We start from the raw sequence: 14,342 nt of genomic DNA on the forward strand, positions 1-14,342 counted from the left end.
TCTCAGGCCGCCGCCGGCGCCGCCGCTTCCTTGCTGCGCGCCGGCGCCTGGCGCGCGGCGCGCGGCTGCAGCACCATCAGCGACAGCAGCGCCGGAAGGCCCAGCAGCAGGCAGGCCAGGCACCAGGCCAGGCGGGGCCGAGGTCCGAGCGCGGCGCGGCGCGTCCACCAGAGGGCGCCCAGGGCGGACAGCAGCGCCAGCACGCCGGCCGCCGTCCAGGCCACGGCCGGCCGCTCGAGCAGCAGCGGCGCGAAGCGGCTGGCGCCGTAGTCCGGCACCGCACCCTTGTCGATCAGCAGGTCCGGCAGGCTCACCACCGCCTGCAGCAGCGGCGAGACCCACCAGTCCTTGTGCTCGAACAGTGCCGGGAAGTCATGGGCCAGCTCGCGCCGCGCGACTACCGTCACCCGGCCGCCCGCATCCACCAGATAGGTGACCTGGGGAGCGGCGTCGACGCCATGGTTGCGCCGCTCGCCGGCGATGACGCTGACCAGGGTGCCGTCCGCCACCGGGGCCGCGTCGACCCGCTCGATGTCGCCGAAGGGCACAGGCAGCGGGACGGCCGCGACCGGGGCTGGCTGGCCGCCGCTGTCCTGCAACAGCAGCACGCGGCGGTTGGTCAGCACGGCGGTGCGTCGGCCCAGCACGGCGACGCCGGCGCCCAGTTGCTCGGCGCCTTCGACGTGCATCCGGTGGCGCAGGCCCAGCGTGCCCTTGCGGATTTCATACAGATCGTGAGCATTGACCAGGTAGCCGTTGCGCTGGTTGTCCCCGATCACCACCGGCTGCGAATCGAAAGGGGTGACGTCGCCGATGCCGCCGGCGCCATACGAGCCGGCAGGCGTACCGAGGCGCAGGTGGTGGCCGCGGTAGATCATGCGGTCGTGGCTGAAGGTCCAGGCATGCTGGCGATCGTCGCGGAATTCCGGCCGGCCGCGGTTCGAGACGAGATTTCGCGCCGCATACTCGCGCACCTCCGGGCCGACCCTGGCGGCCTCGCCCGCGGCCAGGCCTGCCCGCCAGCCGGCCGCGCGCGGGTCGGCCGCGCCTGCCAGCCCCGCCTGCACGGCCTCGCGCGGCGTAAAGCGCTGCGCCTCCACCAGGCCGCCGCCCAGCGCCTGCCCGCCCGACAATGGATGCACGCCCGCCATCATCTGGCCGACCTGGAACAGCATCGAACCGCCCCACAGCAGGGCAATGTAGAAGCTCAGCTGTAGCGGCACCGCCGAAGCGACGGTGGCGACCGCATCGTCGCCGGTATAGCGGTTCGGCCGGAACACGGTATAGACCAGGAACAGCAGCACCGCATTGCAGGTCAGCGCCAGCGCCAGGACGGTCGCGTAGCCGGCCAGGTGCACGGTGAGCAGGATGGGCAGCACCAGGATCACGAAGGCCCAGCGGCTGCGGTGCAGCATGATGTAGGCGCCGGCCAGCCAGGCGGATACCGTCGACAGGACCAGGTAGATCACGCCGGCATAATGGCGGACGTCGACCACCCGCTGGGTAAGCCGTTCCTGCAGACCCAGCACGATGAAGAGGGGCAGCGCCACCGCCAGCGCGATCAGCAGCACGGAGGCGAGTGCGATGCCCGCCAGGATGCGGCCGCGGTGCAGCGGCCGGTGCTGCAGCCAGATCCAGCGGCTCGGCTGGCGGTAGCTGCCGAACTGGTAAAGGCCGAAGCCCAGTCCGGACAGCGCATACAGCAGGAGCACCATGGCATGCAGCTCTTTCATGCCGTTGGCGATGTCGACGGGCTGGTTCAGCACCGTGACCAGCACCAGGCTGGCGGCAAAGTAGATGGCGGCGGCATTCCGGAAGCGCCGCAGCTCGGACAAGAACAGTTCGATCATTTGCTGTATTCCTTAAGCTTAAGCGGCGCGGCGGGCGCCGGCATGTCCATGGGAGAGGAAGGCGTTGACGGCGCGGTCCAGGCCCAGCGCCATGGCCTGCACGCGGCGCGCGCCCAGCAGCTTGAGGCGGGCCTCGAAGGCGGCGCCGTCCTGCTGGTCGAAAGTGACGATGTGGGTCAGGCCGTCGAGCTGCTGCACCTGCAGCACGCCCGGCATCTCGCGCACCTCGGGCGCCTTGAAGGGGAACTCCGCCACCCACAGCTGCACCCGTTCGCAGAAGTCGTCCGGCCCGCTCATGGTGCGCAGGCTGCCGCGTTCGAGGATCACCAGGTTGTCGGCCACGCGTTCGATCTCGTCCATCTGGTGCGAGCAGTAGACGATGGTCGAGCCGTCGTCGATGCTGGTCTGGAGCATCGCGTCCAGGAAGGCGCGCTTGGCGACCACGTCCAGGCCCAGGGTCGGCTCGTCGAGGATCAGCAGTTCCGGGCCCTGGGCCAGGGCCAGCGCCAGGTTCAGGCCGGCGCGTTCGCCGCGCGAGAGTTCGCCGACCCGCTGCGCGGGCAGCACATTGAAGTGCGACAGCACCTCGTCGAAGCGCGCGCCGTTCCAGCGCTGCCGCCCGTCCTGTTCGTAGTGGCGCTGCTGCATGCGCATCAGGTCGCGCACCCGCATCCAGCCGGGCAGCGTGTGCTCTTCGTTGACGAAGCCGATGCGGCCGCGCAGTTCCGGCGTCAGCCGGCCGCAGTCGTGGCCCAGCACGCGCGCCGAACCGGAAGTCAGGGGTTCGAAGCCCAGCAGCACGCGGAACAGCGAGGATTTGCCGGCCCCGTTGGCGCCGACGAAGGCATGAATGCCGCCGCGCGGCAGGCGCAGGCTGAGCCGGTCCAGCGCCAGCTTGCCCCTGTATTGCAGGCACAGGTCTTCGGTGTCGATGACGAATTCGCTTGGATGGTCGTTCATGCCGATTTCTTGTTTTCGTATTGAGAAAGCTCGCCCGCCACGCGGTCGAGGATGGTGTCGGCCGGATAGTCGAGGCCGATGACGTCGCCGACGAAACGGTCGACCGCCTCGTCGAGGCGGCGTGCGCGCTCGGCGTCCGACAGGCGCTGGCGCTGCTCGGCCACGTAAAGCCCCAGGCCGGCGCGCGACAGCAGCCAGCCCTCGGCCGTCAGCTCGGCATAGGCCTTGGCCACCGTGTTCGGGTTGATGGAGAGCTGCTGGGCCAGGCCGCGCACGCTGGGCAGGGCGTCGCCGGGAAGCAGCTCGCCGCCGGCCACGAGGCGTTTGATGCCGTCGGTGATCTGGCGGATGATGGGCCGCGGATCGCCGGTGACGATCTGCAGCATCAGGGGAGCACGCCGATTCATAGGAACCTCACTGTACTAGAACAGATAGTACAGTAGCACCGGCTCAAGCTGTGGTCAAGCAGGAAAGAATGGAGGACAATGCGGCGTCCCGAATGCCTTACCGAAGCCCAACGATGTTCAAACAGCTGAAACAACTCTTCGCACCGCGCCAGGCCGCCGCCATCCAGGACGAGCTGCTGGTCAATGCCTACTGCACCCTGAACGAGGTGCCGCCGCCTCCCTTCCCRCACCGCCTGCACGGACGACGCGACAGCGGCGATCCGGAGCTGCGCGGCGAACTCGGCGGCTTCCTGCACTACCTGCAGTCGCTGGGCGGCGGCAAGATGAGCAGCACCCGCTACCACGTCATGCGCCATATCCAGCGCACCCGCCACCAGCTCAGCTTCGGCGTCGTGCGCACCGATGCCGCCGCCATCGCCGCCCTCGCCGACTGGGCGCTGGCCGCCAACGCGCTGCTGCAACTGCCGGACGGCCAGCCGCGCGACCCGCATCTGAAGGTGCTGGTGTCGAGCAAGGACGGCGCCGCCGAAGCGGATGCCGTCGTGCCCTACCCGGCCGCCGCAGCGCGGCGCAAGGCCGCCACCGAAGCCCTGCTGTCCGCCCGCGGCCTGCAGCCCTCGCCCCACCTGCCGCCGCTGGTCGCCGAACCGGAATTGCGCCTGCGCGGGATACCGGAAGCCGGACGCCGCGCCGTCGCCCTGCTGGCGGTGGCGCTCAGGGCAGAATCGCTGGCGAGCGGGAATCCACTGCCGGCGGAGGAACTGGAGCGCAAGCTGCCGGGCCTGAGCCAGGTTCTCAGCCCCGACGAAGCCGCCTTCATGGCCGTCGAACAACCGGATGCCGCCGAACTGGCCCGGTTCTCATGGCGCTACGAGAGCCTGAAGACCCTGGAATGGGCGCTGGGCCTGGGCGACCTGCCCTGGCCGGACCAGCCCTGCGACGCCGCGCTGACCGCGCGCACCCTGCTGGAACGCCTCGAGGACGTCGCCGGCGACAAGCTCACGCTGCGCCCGCCGGCCGGGATCCTGGATGCCCTCGACCTGCACTACCGCCTGCACTGGCTGGTGCGCCAGGCCAGGAAGGAAGGCAAGCCACTGCCGGAAGGCGTCGATCCGGGCGTGGTCTCGGAACGCCACCACAGCCTCAACTGGCTCACCTGCTTCGAAGACGCCGGCTGGGACGACACCGATACGCCCACCTGAATCCCGGTTGGTTCAGGTCCCGGGCAGGCGGTGGTCCCGGTACAGCTCGCGCAGGCGGTTCTTCTGGATCTTGCCGGTGCCGCCCAGCGGCAGGCTGTCGGTGAACACCACGTCGTCCGGCATCCAGAACTTCGCGATCTTCCCCTCGAAGAAGCCGAGCAGCTCTTCCCGCGTCAGCTCCGCGCCGGGCCGGCGCACCACCACCAGCAGCGGCCGCTCGTCCCACTTCGGATGATGGACCCCGATGCAGGCCGCCTGCATCACGGCCGGATGGGCCATCGCGATGTTCTCCAAGTCGATCGACCCGATCCACTCGCCGCCGGACTTGATCACGTCCTTGCTGCGGTCGGTGATCTGCATGAAGCCGTCCGGGTCGATGGTGGCGACGTCGCCGGTCGGGAACCAGCCGTCCTGCAGCACGTCGCCGCCTTCGTCGCGGAAGTAGCTGGCGACGATCCACGGCCCCTTCACCAGCAGGTGGCCGAAGCGCACGCCATCCCAGGGCAGCTCGACGCCGTCGTCGTCGACGATCTTCATGTCGACGCCATAGATCGCGTGACCCTGCTTCTGCAGGATCTTGCGCTGTTCCTCCTTCGGCAGCGCGAGGTGCTTGACCAGCAGTCCGCCGGTGGTGCCGAGCGGGGACATCTCCGTCATGCCCCAGCCGTGGATGACCTGCACGTCGAAGCGGTCGATCAGGGTATTCATCATCGCCGGCGGGCAGGCCGAGCCGCCGATCACGGTGCGGCGGAAGGTCGAGAACCGCAGCCCGTTCTGCAGCGCGTAGTTGATCAGGCCCAGCCACACGGTCGGCACGCCGGCCGAGAAGGTCACGCCCTCCCGCTCGAACAGTTCGTACAGCGACTTGCCGTCCAGCTGGGCGCCGGGGAAGACCATCTTGGCGCCCGACAGCAGCACCGAGTACGGCAAGCCCCAGGCGTTCACGTGGAACATCGGCACCACCGGCAGCACGGTGTCGCGCGCCGATACGTTCAGCACGTTCGGCATCGCCGATGCGTAGGCATGCAGCACGGTCGAGCGGTGCGAGTACAGCGCGCCCTTCGGATTGCCGGTCGTGCCCGAGGTGTAGCACAGGGCGGCGGCGGCGTTCTCGTCGAACAGGGGCCAGCTGTAGTCGCTTGACGCGGCCTCGATCAGTTCCTCGTAGCAGAGCAGGTTCGGGATGCGCGTTTCAAGCGGCATGTGGGCGCGATCGCTCATCAGCACGAAGGCTTTCACGCTCGCGCAGTGCGGCGCGATCGCCTCGACCAGCGGCAGGAAAGTCAGGTCGAAGAACAGCAGCTGGTCTTCCGCATGGTTGACGATATATGCGATCTGCTCCGGATGCAGGCGCGGATTGATGGTGTGCAGGACCGCGCCGGTGCCCGACACCGCGTAATAGAGTTCGAGGTGGCGGTAGCCGTTCCAGGCCAGGGTGCCGACCCGCTCGCCCATCGCGATGCCGCGCTCCACCAGCGCCCGCGCCAGGCGGCGGGCCCGCAGTTCGCAGGCGCGGTAGCTGTAGCGGTGCAGGTCCGTGAGGTCGGGCTCGACGCGCCGCGAGACGATTTCGCTGCCGCCGTAGTGCCGCGCGGCGAACTGGATGATGCTGGAGATCGAGAGCGGCTGGCTCATCATCTGCCCCGTGACGGGGCTCTGTGGATAGGACTGCATCGGGCCTCCTGTGGTCGTTGCGGCCGAGTGTGGGACGGCCTTGCGGAAAGCGTCAACGGTTTTCGATGCTGCGACGCATCAGAGCGGCTGGGTCGACCCCTTACTGAATGTAAGGCGGGTGGGCTGCACACAAGCGTGCCCTGTCATCCCGCCGTCTGGGTTAGAATCCCGGCAACACGACCTGAACGCCCGACCAAGAAGGAAACGCCATTACCGCTGACGACCTGCCATTCGACAATTCCTTTGCTGGATTGCCGCCCGCGTTCTACACGCGGCTGATGCCGACGCCCCTGCCTGCGCCCTATTTCGTTGCGGCCAGCAGCAGGGCCGCGGCGCTGGCCGGGCTCGACCCGGCGCTTCTCGCCCAGGAAGATTTCGTCGCGGTCTTCAGCGGCAACCACGTACCGCCGCGTTCCCAGCCGCTGTCCGCCGTCTACTCGGGCCACCAGTTCGGCCACTGGGCCGGGCAACTGGGCGACGGCCGCGCCATCCTGCTGGGCCAGCTTAACGGCCCCGCAGGTCCGATGGAACTGCAACTGAAGGGTGCCGGCCTGACGCCCTACTCGCGTATGGGCGACGGCCGCGCCGTGCTGCGTTCCTCGATCCGCGAATTCCTCTGCTCGGAAGCCATGGCCGCCCTCGGCATCCCGACCACGCGCGCCCTGATGCTGACCGGTTCGCACCAGCAGGTGGTGCGCGAAACCATCGAGACCGCCGCCGTCGCCACCCGCATGGCGCCGAGCTTCGTGCGTTTCGGCTCCTTCGAGCACTGGCACTACCGCGGCAAGCAGGAAGAGCTGCGCATCCTGGCCGACTACGTGATCCGCGACTTCTATCCGGAACTGCAGAACACGGAGAACCCCTATCTGGAATTGCTGGCCGAAGTCACGCGCCGCACCGCGCGCATGATCGCGCACTGGCAGGCGGTCGGCTTCATGCATGGGGTCATGAACACGGACAATATGTCCATCCTCGGCATCACCCTGGATTACGGCCCCTTCGGCTTCATGGAAGCCTTCGACGTCGACCACATCTGCAACCACACCGACCAGGGCGGCCGCTATTCCTACTCGAACCAGGTGCCGGTCGGCCACTGGAACTGCTATGCACTGGCGAATGCCCTGCTGCCGCTGATCCAGGACAAGGAGGCGGCCGAGGCCGCGCTGGACGGCTATGTCGACGCCTATGGCGACAAGTTCGACGAACTGGTGCGCGCCAAGCTGGGCCTGGTCACGACGCAGGACGGCGACCGCGCACTGGCCGATACGATGTTCAAGCTGATGCACGAGAACCGCGTCGACTTCACCCTGTTCTTCCGCCGCCTGGGCGAACTGCGTGTCGACGTGCTCGACGACGACCGCGCCGAGGCTGATGCGCCGCTGCGCGACCTCTTCCTCGACCGTCCCGGCTTCGATGCCTGGGCGGTGGACTACCGCGCCCGCCTGCGCCAGGAAGCCAGCGTCGATGCCGTGCGCCGCGAGGCCATGCAGCGCGTCAATCCCAAATACATCCTGCGCAACTATCTGGCCCAGACCGCGATCGAAAAGGCGCAGAATGGCGATTTTTCCGAAGTCCGCAAGCTGCTCGCCGTGCTGGAACATCCCTTCGACGAGCAGCCGGAGAACGAACACTATGCGGCCCTGCCGCCGGACTGGGCATCTCACCTCGAGGTGAGCTGCTCCTCCTGACCCAATCATCAAGCATCAAGACAATCATCATGACCGAAAAACTGACCAAGACCGACGCCGAGTGGCGCGCCCAGCTCGACCCGATGGAATACCAGGTGACCCGCCACGCGGCCACCGAGCGCGCCTTCACCGGCAAATACTGGGACCACCACGAACACGGCATCTACCACTGCGTCTGCTGCAATACCCCGCTGTTCGAGTCCGACGCCAAGTTCGAGTCCGGCTGCGGCTGGCCCAGCTACTTCCGCGCCATCGACCCGGACAAGGTGATCGAGAAGGTCGACCGCAGCCATGGCATGGTGCGCACGGAGATCATCTGCGCCGTCTGCGACGCCCACCTGGGCCACGTGTTCGAAGACGGTCCGCCGCCGACCGGCCTGCGCTACTGCATCAATTCGGCCGCACTGCGCTTCGAAGCGGCATAATCACGGTTTTCACACTAGGTACGCGCACACGCATGAAATTCCTGTTCGACCTGTTCCCGGTCATTCTCTTCTTCGTCGTCTTCAAATTCGCCGACGGCCACCAGGAGGCGGCCCACGCCCTGGCGGTCCAGTACATGGGCGGCCTGATCGCCGGCGGCAACGTCACCCCGGCGCAGTCGCCGATCATGCTGGCCACCGCGGTCGGCATCGTCGCCACCGTGCTGCAGATCCTGTATCTGCTGGCGCGCGGCCGCAAGGTCGACGGCATGCTGTGGCTGTCGCTGGGCGTGATCGCCGTGACCGGCGGCGCCACCATCTACTTCCACGACGAGAACTTCATCAAGTGGAAGCCGACAATACTGTACTGGGTGTTCGCCCTGGCCCTGTTCGTGGCCCAGGTCGGGTTCCGCAACAACCTGGTGCGCAAGGTGATGGAAGCGCAAATCAAGCTGCCCGAACCCGTGTGGGCCAAGGTCGGCTATGCCTGGATGACCTTCTTCGCCCTGGTGGGCGTGCTGAACCTGGTCATGGCCTTCATCGTCTTCAAGGACAATACCGGCGCCTGGGTCAGCTTCAAGCTGTTCGGCGTGACCGGCATCTTCTTCGCCTTCATCGTCATCCAGACCCTGATGCTGTCGAAGCACATTCAAGAACAGGAGGACGCATGAACATTCCAAGCGCAAGCAACGAGCGCGTCGAGCGCATCCGCTCCCTGCTGCAGGCCGCCCTGCAGCCTTCCCAGCTCGAGGTCGGCGACGATTCGCACCTGCACGCCGGCCATGCCGGCGCGGCCTCCGGCGGGGGCCATTACAGCGTCCGAATCGTTTCCGATCGCTTCGAGGGCCAGAGGCTCGTCATGCGCCATCGGCTGGTGTATGATGCCGTGCAAGGCATGATGCATACCGACATTCACGCACTGGCGATCACCGCCCTTGCACCATCGGAATTGTCGATAGCCTGAGCCTTCAGGAAGTCTTAAGTAATCTGTTCGAAAATCTGCTACGTATTACAAGAACTAATCCAATCTCGTCCAAGCAACCCCCTCACAGGAACCACCATGACTTTTAAGCCAGCACGGCTGCTGTTAGCCCTGATCGCTATCGCCGCATCGTTTGCCACCTCGTCCTCGTTCGCCCAGAACCTCGCCGTCGTCAACGGCAAGGCGATCCCGTCCTCGCGCGCCGACCAGATGGTCAAGCAGGTCGTGGCCCAGGGCCAGGCAACCGATTCGCCGCAACTGCGTGAAGCGATCAAGAAGGACCTGATCGCCCGCGAAGTGATGATGCAGGAAGCGATCAAGCAGGGCTACGACAAGAACGCGGATGTGAAGCAGGCGCTGGAGAACGCCCGCCAGACCATCGTGATCACCGCCCTGGCCCGCGACTACATCGCCAAGCATCCGGTTACCGACGCCGAGATCAAGGCAGAGTACGACCGCTTCACCAAACAGACCGGCGACAAGGAATACCACGTGCGCCACATCCTGGTGGACAACGAAGCCGACGCCAACGCCATCATCGCCAAGCTGAAGAGCGGCGCCAAGTTCGAAGACCTGGCCAAGCAGTCGAAAGACACCGGCACCGCCAACAACGGCGGCGACCTGGATTGGGCCAGCCCGTCCTCCTTCCCGCCTGAATTCGCCGCCGGCTTCACCGGCCTGAGCAAAGGCCAGATCACCGAGAAGCCGGTCAAGACCCAGGTCGGCTACCACGTGATCAAGCTGGACGACGTCCGCCCGGCCAAGCTGCCGAGCCTGGATGAAGTCAAGCCGCAGATCGCCGACGCCCTGACCCAGCAGAAGCTGGCCTCGTACCAAGAGGAAATGGTCAAAAAGGCAAAGGTGCAGTAAGATGTAGCATCACCGGCGGCCCCCGTGCCGCCGGTTTTCGTCGCCTCGCGACTTTTCGTATTTGAATAGGATCGAATAAATGATTGTCAAGCCAGCCCGCCTGTTGTTAGCCATGACCGCGATGGTAGTCCTGCCGTCGTTCGCACAAAACGTCGCGACCGTCAATGGCAAGCCCATCCCCGCGGCCAAGGTCGACCAGGTCGTCAAGCAAGTTGTTGCCCAGGGCAAGGCCACCGATTCGCCGCAACTGCGCGAGGCGATCAAGCGCGACCTGATCGGCCGCGAAGTCCTGATCCAGGAAGCCGACAAGCAAGGCATCGGCACCCGTCCGGAAGTCAAGAACCAGATCGAGAATGCCCGCCAGAGCATCATCATCAATGCGATGCTGGCCGACTACATCAAGAAGCATCCGGTCACCGACGCCGAAATCAAGGCGGAGTACGACAAGTTCAAGGGCCAGGTCGGCGACAAGGAATACCACGCCCGCCACATCCTGGTCGGCACCGAAGACGAAGCCAAGGCCATCATCGCCAAGCTGAAGGGCGGCGCCAAGTTCGAAGACCTGGCCAAGCAGTCGAAGGATCCGGGTTCGGCACAGAACGGCGGCGACCTGGACTGGGCAAGCCCGGCCAACTTCGTGCCTGAGTTCTCGAAGGCCATGACCTCGCTGGGCAAGGGCCAGATCACCGAAACCCCGGTCAAGACCCAGTTCGGCTACCACGTCATCAAGCTGGAAGACACCCGCGCGGCCAAGATCCCGCCGCTGGAAGAAGTCAAGCAGCAGGTCGGAGAACAGCTGCAGCAGCGTAAGCTGGCAGCCTTCCGCGAAGAGCTGATGAAGAAAGCCAAGATCCAGTAATCGGGTCTTGCGACCGAAAAAGCGCTCCGGACCGGAGCGCTTTTTTTTGACCGAAGCTTTTTCCCACCGCCTAACCCTCGGGCCACCATGCACGCTCACCGCGGCCGCTCGCTGCCGCTCCGCCACCTGCTGATCCTCCTGACCGCGATCGGGCTGCTGCCCCTCGCGCTGCTCGGCATCTGGAGCATCCACGTGGCCAGCGAATACCGCCAGCGCGAGCAGGAGCGTGCGATGCTGGACCTGTCCCGCGCCCTGTCCAGCGCCGTCGACGCCGAACTCGATTCGACCGTCGCCTCGCTGTCGACCCTGGCCCGCGTCCCGGCCCTGATGGAGGGCGACCTGCGCGGCTTCTATGAGGTGGCGCGCGCGCATGCCCAGTCCCAGCCGGAGTGGCTGGGTGTCTTCCTGGCCGACGACACGGGCCAAACCATATTCCGTACCACCATGCCCTTCGGCTCGCCGGCCGGCGAAGCCGCCGATCCGCGCAGCCTGCGCCTGGCACTCAGCCTGCACCGCCCCGTGGTCGGCGGCATCGTGCGCGGCAAGGGCGGCCGCGCCGCCGTCCCGGTGCGGATCCCCGTCAGCGACAACCGCGGCCACGGCTATGTGCTGAGCGCCGTGATCCGCCCGGACCGCATCGTGCACGTGTTCGAGCGCCAGCGCGCGCCCTCGGATTCCGTGATCGGCGCGATCGACGCCTACGGCCGCATCGTGGCCCGCTCCAGGAACCAGGACCTGTTCGTCACCCAGCAGATCACGCCCGGCCTGCAGGACCTGATGCGCCGGCAGGGCCCGGAAGGCGCCGGCGCCACCCACACCAAGGAAGGCGACCCCGTCACCACCGCCTACAGCGGCCTGTCGCGCTACGGCTGGACCGTGGTGGTCAACAGCCCGGCCGCCGGCCCGCGTACCGCCTTCCTGCAAGGCATGGGCACCTACGCGGCCGGCGTCGGCATCTCACTGGCGATCTGCATCGCCCTCGCCTATTGGCTGTCATGGCGCATCGTCGCCGCCTTCAATCATTTGCGCCGGGCCGCGGCTGCGGTCGGCGCCGGACGTCCCTTCAGCGTACCGCATTCGCGCATCCGCGAACTGGGCCGCATGGGCCGCGCTCTCGAAGCCGCAGGACACCAGCGCGCCCGCCATGAACTCGAGCGCTCGCGCCTGCTGGCCTCGCTCGAAGACGCGCTCGAGCAGGCGCGCCGCGCCGGCCAGGCCAAGGACGAATTCCTGGCCGTGCTGGGCCACGAGCTGCGCAATCCGCTCAGCCCCATCGTCGCCTCGCTCGACCTGATGGACATGCGCGACGAACCCGGTGCGCGGCGCGAGCGCGCCATCATGCGGCGCCAGCTCACTCATCTGAAACGCCTGGTCGACGATCTGCTCGACGTCTCGCGCATCGCTTCCGGCAAGCTGAACCTGCACCTGCGCCCCCTCGACCTGGCCGAGACCGTGCGCCACACCATCGCCGCCCTGCCCGGCCTTGCCATCACCCTCGAGGCGCCGGACACGCTCTGGATCGAAGGCGACGACAGCCGCCTGGTGCAGGTCCTGAACAACCTGCTGTCGAACGCGGCCCGCTTCGGCAGCACCGCCACCCAGGTCAGCCTGGTGGCCGACCACGACGCCGGCCACGCCCGCCTTCGAGTCGAGGACAACGGCATCGGCATGGACGCCAGCCTGCTGTCGCGCGTCTTCGAGCCCTTCTACCAGGCGCCCCAGCCGCTGGCGCGCCATACCGGTGGTCTCGGCCTAGGACTGGCCATCGTGCGCAAGATCGTCGAGCTGCACGGCGGCAGCGTCAGCGCCGCCAGCGCCGGCCCGGACCAGGGCAGCCGCTTCGAGGTGCTGCTGCCGCTCGCCGCTGCCCCGGCAAGGCCCACATCAAGCGCGCCGGCCCCGGCACGGACAGGCTGCCGGATCCTGCTGGTCGACGACAACGAAGACGCCGCCGCCGGCACCGGCACCCTGCTGCGGCAGCTGGGGCACACCGTCGACATCGCACACAAGGCCATGCAGGCGCTCGCCGCCGCCCGCGCCCGGCCGCCCGAAGTCGCGATCCTCGACATCGGCCTGCCCGACATGGACGGCTACCAGCTCGCCGCCGCCCTGCGCCAGGAGCACGGCAAGGCGCTGCGCCTGGTGGCCTTGTCCGGGTATGGCCAGCAGGCCGACATCGAACGCGCCCGCGACGCCGGCTTCGACCTCCACCTAACCAAGCCGGCCTCGCTGGAGGACCTGGTCCGCGCACTGCAGCCGGCTAGCCCTGCGCCAGTGACTTGAGGGCCCGCTCCAGCGCGCGGACCTTCGCGCGCATTGCGGGTAGATTGCGCAGCAGGGCCGCGCTGCGCTCCCACTCGGCATTCGGCGCGATCGGGTAGAAGCCGGTGTAGCGGCCAGGCTCGGAAATCGAATTCGCCACCAGGGTGCCGGCCGTGATGTGGACATGGTCCGCAATCTCGATATGACCGTTGACCATGGCCGCGCCGCCGAAGGTGCAATGCCTGCCGATGTGCGCGCTGCCGGCGACGCCGACACAGCCCGCCATCGCCGTGTGGGCGCCGATGCGGCAGTTGTGGCCGATCTGGATCTGGTTGTCGAGCTTGACGCCATCCTCGATGATGGTGTCGTCGAGGGCGCCGCGGTCGACGCTGGTGTTACAGCCGATGTCGACGTCGTCCCCGATCACCACCCGCCCGATCTGCGGGATCTTGATGTAGACCCCGTCCTCCATGGCGAAGCCAAAACCGTCGCCGCCGATCACGGCGCCGGAATGCAGGATGCCGCGCGCGCCGATGACGCAGCGGGCGTGGAAGGTGACGTTGGCGAAGAAATGGGTGTATTCGCCGACCACCGCCTCGGGGCCGATATAGCAGCCGGCATCGATGACCGCACCGGCCTTGACCACCGCATTCGCCTCTACCGTGACGTGGGCGCCGACATGGGCCGCTGGGTCGATGCGCGCGCTTCCGTGCACGGCCGCCGTCGGATGGATGCCCGGCCCGGGCACGGCGCGCGGCAGCAGGTACTGCGCGGCGCGCGCGAAAAAGGCGTACGGATTGGCCGTGACGATGCGGGCGCCTTCGAAGGTGGCCGCCACCCCCGGCACGTCCGCCGGCGAGAGGATCAGCGCCGCGGCCCTGCTGTGAGCCGCGAGCGGGCGCATCCTGCTGTTGCCAAGGAAGCTGATCTCGCCAGGGCCGGCGCGCTCCAGCGGAGCGATCGTCGACACTTCGACGCCGGGATCGCCTTCGAGCTGTCCGCCGAAGCGCTCGACCAGCTCGCCTACCCGTATAGCCATGCGCTGCCCTCCCCGGTTGTCGATAACGGATTGGACAGCGCTGCTGGGTCAGCAGTTCCGTCGGCCACGATCGATTGGTATCAGACAGGGGAAAGCAAGTTCAATACCAGCTATCGATACATTTTTA

The 14,342-nt window shown here is 67.2% G+C and carries 13 protein-coding genes; 8 read left to right on the forward strand and 5 right to left on the reverse strand.

Annotated features, from left to right (window positions below):
- Positions 1-2: 2 nt before the first annotated feature.
- From AC1DIX_RS25270 to AC1DIX_RS25280, 3 genes are read right to left on the reverse strand one after another with little or no spacing between them, the layout of a single operon-like run.
- Positions 3-1,850: a hypothetical protein gene (locus AC1DIX_RS25270; RefSeq protein WP_477328107.1), complete on the reverse strand. Its 1,848-nt coding sequence runs from the start codon at positions 1,848-1,850 to the stop codon at positions 3-5.
- 18 nt (positions 1,851-1,868) lie between these two features.
- Positions 1,869-2,810: an ABC transporter ATP-binding protein gene (locus AC1DIX_RS25275; protein WP_442121302.1), complete on the reverse strand. Its 942-nt coding sequence runs from the start codon at positions 2,808-2,810 to the stop codon at positions 1,869-1,871.
- Entirely contained in the window at positions 2,807-3,217 is a 411-nt protein-coding gene (locus AC1DIX_RS25280) for a GntR family transcriptional regulator (protein ID WP_442121301.1), read from the reverse strand. The genes AC1DIX_RS25275 and AC1DIX_RS25280 overlap by 4 nt, the downstream gene beginning before the upstream one ends.
- A 113-nt stretch (positions 3,218-3,330) precedes the next feature.
- Between AC1DIX_RS25280 and AC1DIX_RS25285 the strand changes: the two genes are divergently transcribed.
- Positions 3,331-4,419, forward strand: coding sequence for a DUF4272 domain-containing protein (locus tag AC1DIX_RS25285; RefSeq protein ID WP_477328108.1), 1,089 nt, complete (start codon positions 3,331-3,333; stop codon positions 4,417-4,419).
- A gap of 12 nt (positions 4,420-4,431) precedes the next feature.
- On the opposite strand, the gene AC1DIX_RS25290 is transcribed toward AC1DIX_RS25285, so the two are convergent.
- A complete protein-coding gene (locus tag AC1DIX_RS25290) occupies positions 4,432-6,093 on the reverse strand; it encodes a 3-(methylthio)propionyl-CoA ligase (protein WP_477328109.1) in 1,662 nt (553 codons plus the stop codon).
- Between the two features lie 209 nt (positions 6,094-6,302).
- Between AC1DIX_RS25290 and AC1DIX_RS25295 the strand changes: the two genes are divergently transcribed.
- From AC1DIX_RS25295 to AC1DIX_RS25325, 7 genes are all read left to right on the forward strand, one after another.
- Positions 6,303-7,781, forward strand: a complete 1,479-nt coding sequence (locus AC1DIX_RS25295) for a protein adenylyltransferase SelO (protein WP_477328117.1) — start codon at positions 6,303-6,305, stop codon at positions 7,779-7,781.
- Positions 7,782-7,810: 29 nt separating this feature from the next.
- A complete protein-coding gene (gene msrB, locus AC1DIX_RS25300) occupies positions 7,811-8,206 on the forward strand; it encodes a peptide-methionine (R)-S-oxide reductase MsrB (RefSeq protein ID WP_442121298.1) in 396 nt (131 codons plus the stop codon).
- Positions 8,207-8,238: 32 nt separating this feature from the next.
- Positions 8,239-8,874 carry a septation protein A gene (locus AC1DIX_RS25305; protein ID WP_442121297.1) on the forward strand — a complete coding sequence of 212 codons (636 nt, stop codon included), beginning with the start codon at positions 8,239-8,241 and terminating at the stop codon, positions 8,872-8,874.
- Positions 8,871-9,167, forward strand: a complete 297-nt coding sequence (locus AC1DIX_RS25310) for a BolA family protein (protein WP_442121296.1) — start codon at positions 8,871-8,873, stop codon at positions 9,165-9,167. Before AC1DIX_RS25305 ends, AC1DIX_RS25310 begins: the two co-directional genes overlap by 4 nt.
- A 96-nt stretch (positions 9,168-9,263) precedes the next feature.
- A complete protein-coding gene (locus AC1DIX_RS25315; protein ID WP_477251508.1) occupies positions 9,264-10,055 on the forward strand; it encodes a peptidylprolyl isomerase in 792 nt (263 codons plus the stop codon).
- A 79-nt stretch (positions 10,056-10,134) separates the two neighbouring features.
- Entirely contained in the window at positions 10,135-10,914 is a 780-nt protein-coding gene (locus tag AC1DIX_RS25320; RefSeq protein ID WP_442121294.1) for a peptidylprolyl isomerase, read from the forward strand.
- A gap of 87 nt (positions 10,915-11,001) precedes the next feature.
- Complete coding sequence (locus tag AC1DIX_RS25325) at positions 11,002-13,197, forward strand: hybrid sensor histidine kinase/response regulator (RefSeq protein ID WP_477328110.1); 2,196 nt, start codon at positions 11,002-11,004, stop codon at positions 13,195-13,197.
- Here AC1DIX_RS25325 and lpxD read toward each other — a convergent pair.
- Positions 13,175-14,215: a UDP-3-O-(3-hydroxymyristoyl)glucosamine N-acyltransferase gene (gene lpxD / locus AC1DIX_RS25330; RefSeq protein WP_442121292.1), complete on the reverse strand. Its 1,041-nt coding sequence runs from the start codon at positions 14,213-14,215 to the stop codon at positions 13,175-13,177. The two genes, AC1DIX_RS25325 and lpxD, sit on opposite strands and share 23 nt — an antisense overlap.
- Positions 14,216-14,342: the final 127 nt, after the last annotated feature.

It is taken from the genome of Massilia sp. 05N420, assembly GCF_056397205.1.

Excerpts from the sequence above, each read along its gene's own strand:
- AC1DIX_RS25270 (WP_477328107.1), bottom strand. The coding sequence starts at position 1,850 with ATGATCGAACTGTTCTTGTCCGAGCTGCGGCGCTTCCGGAATGCCGCC.
- AC1DIX_RS25310 (WP_442121296.1), top strand. The coding sequence starts at position 8,871 with ATGAACATTCCAAGCGCAAGCAACGAGCGCGTCGAGCGCATCCGCTCC.
- AC1DIX_RS25325 (WP_477328110.1), top strand. The coding sequence starts at position 11,002 with ATGCACGCTCACCGCGGCCGCTCGCTGCCGCTCCGCCACCTGCTGATC.
- AC1DIX_RS25305 (WP_442121297.1), top strand. The coding sequence starts at position 8,239 with ATGAAATTCCTGTTCGACCTGTTCCCGGTCATTCTCTTCTTCGTCGTC.
- msrB (WP_442121298.1), top strand. The coding sequence starts at position 7,811 with ATGACCGAAAAACTGACCAAGACCGACGCCGAGTGGCGCGCCCAGCTC.
- AC1DIX_RS25315 (WP_477251508.1), top strand. The coding sequence starts at position 9,264 with ATGACTTTTAAGCCAGCACGGCTGCTGTTAGCCCTGATCGCTATCGCC.
- AC1DIX_RS25280 (WP_442121301.1), bottom strand. The coding sequence starts at position 3,217 with ATGAATCGGCGTGCTCCCCTGATGCTGCAGATCGTCACCGGCGATCCG.
- AC1DIX_RS25320 (WP_442121294.1), top strand. The coding sequence starts at position 10,135 with ATGATTGTCAAGCCAGCCCGCCTGTTGTTAGCCATGACCGCGATGGTA.
- AC1DIX_RS25275 (WP_442121302.1), bottom strand. The coding sequence starts at position 2,810 with ATGAACGACCATCCAAGCGAATTCGTCATCGACACCGAAGACCTGTGC.
- AC1DIX_RS25290 (WP_477328109.1), bottom strand. The coding sequence starts at position 6,093 with ATGCAGTCCTATCCACAGAGCCCCGTCACGGGGCAGATGATGAGCCAG.
- lpxD (WP_442121292.1), bottom strand. The coding sequence starts at position 14,215 with ATGGCTATACGGGTAGGCGAGCTGGTCGAGCGCTTCGGCGGACAGCTC.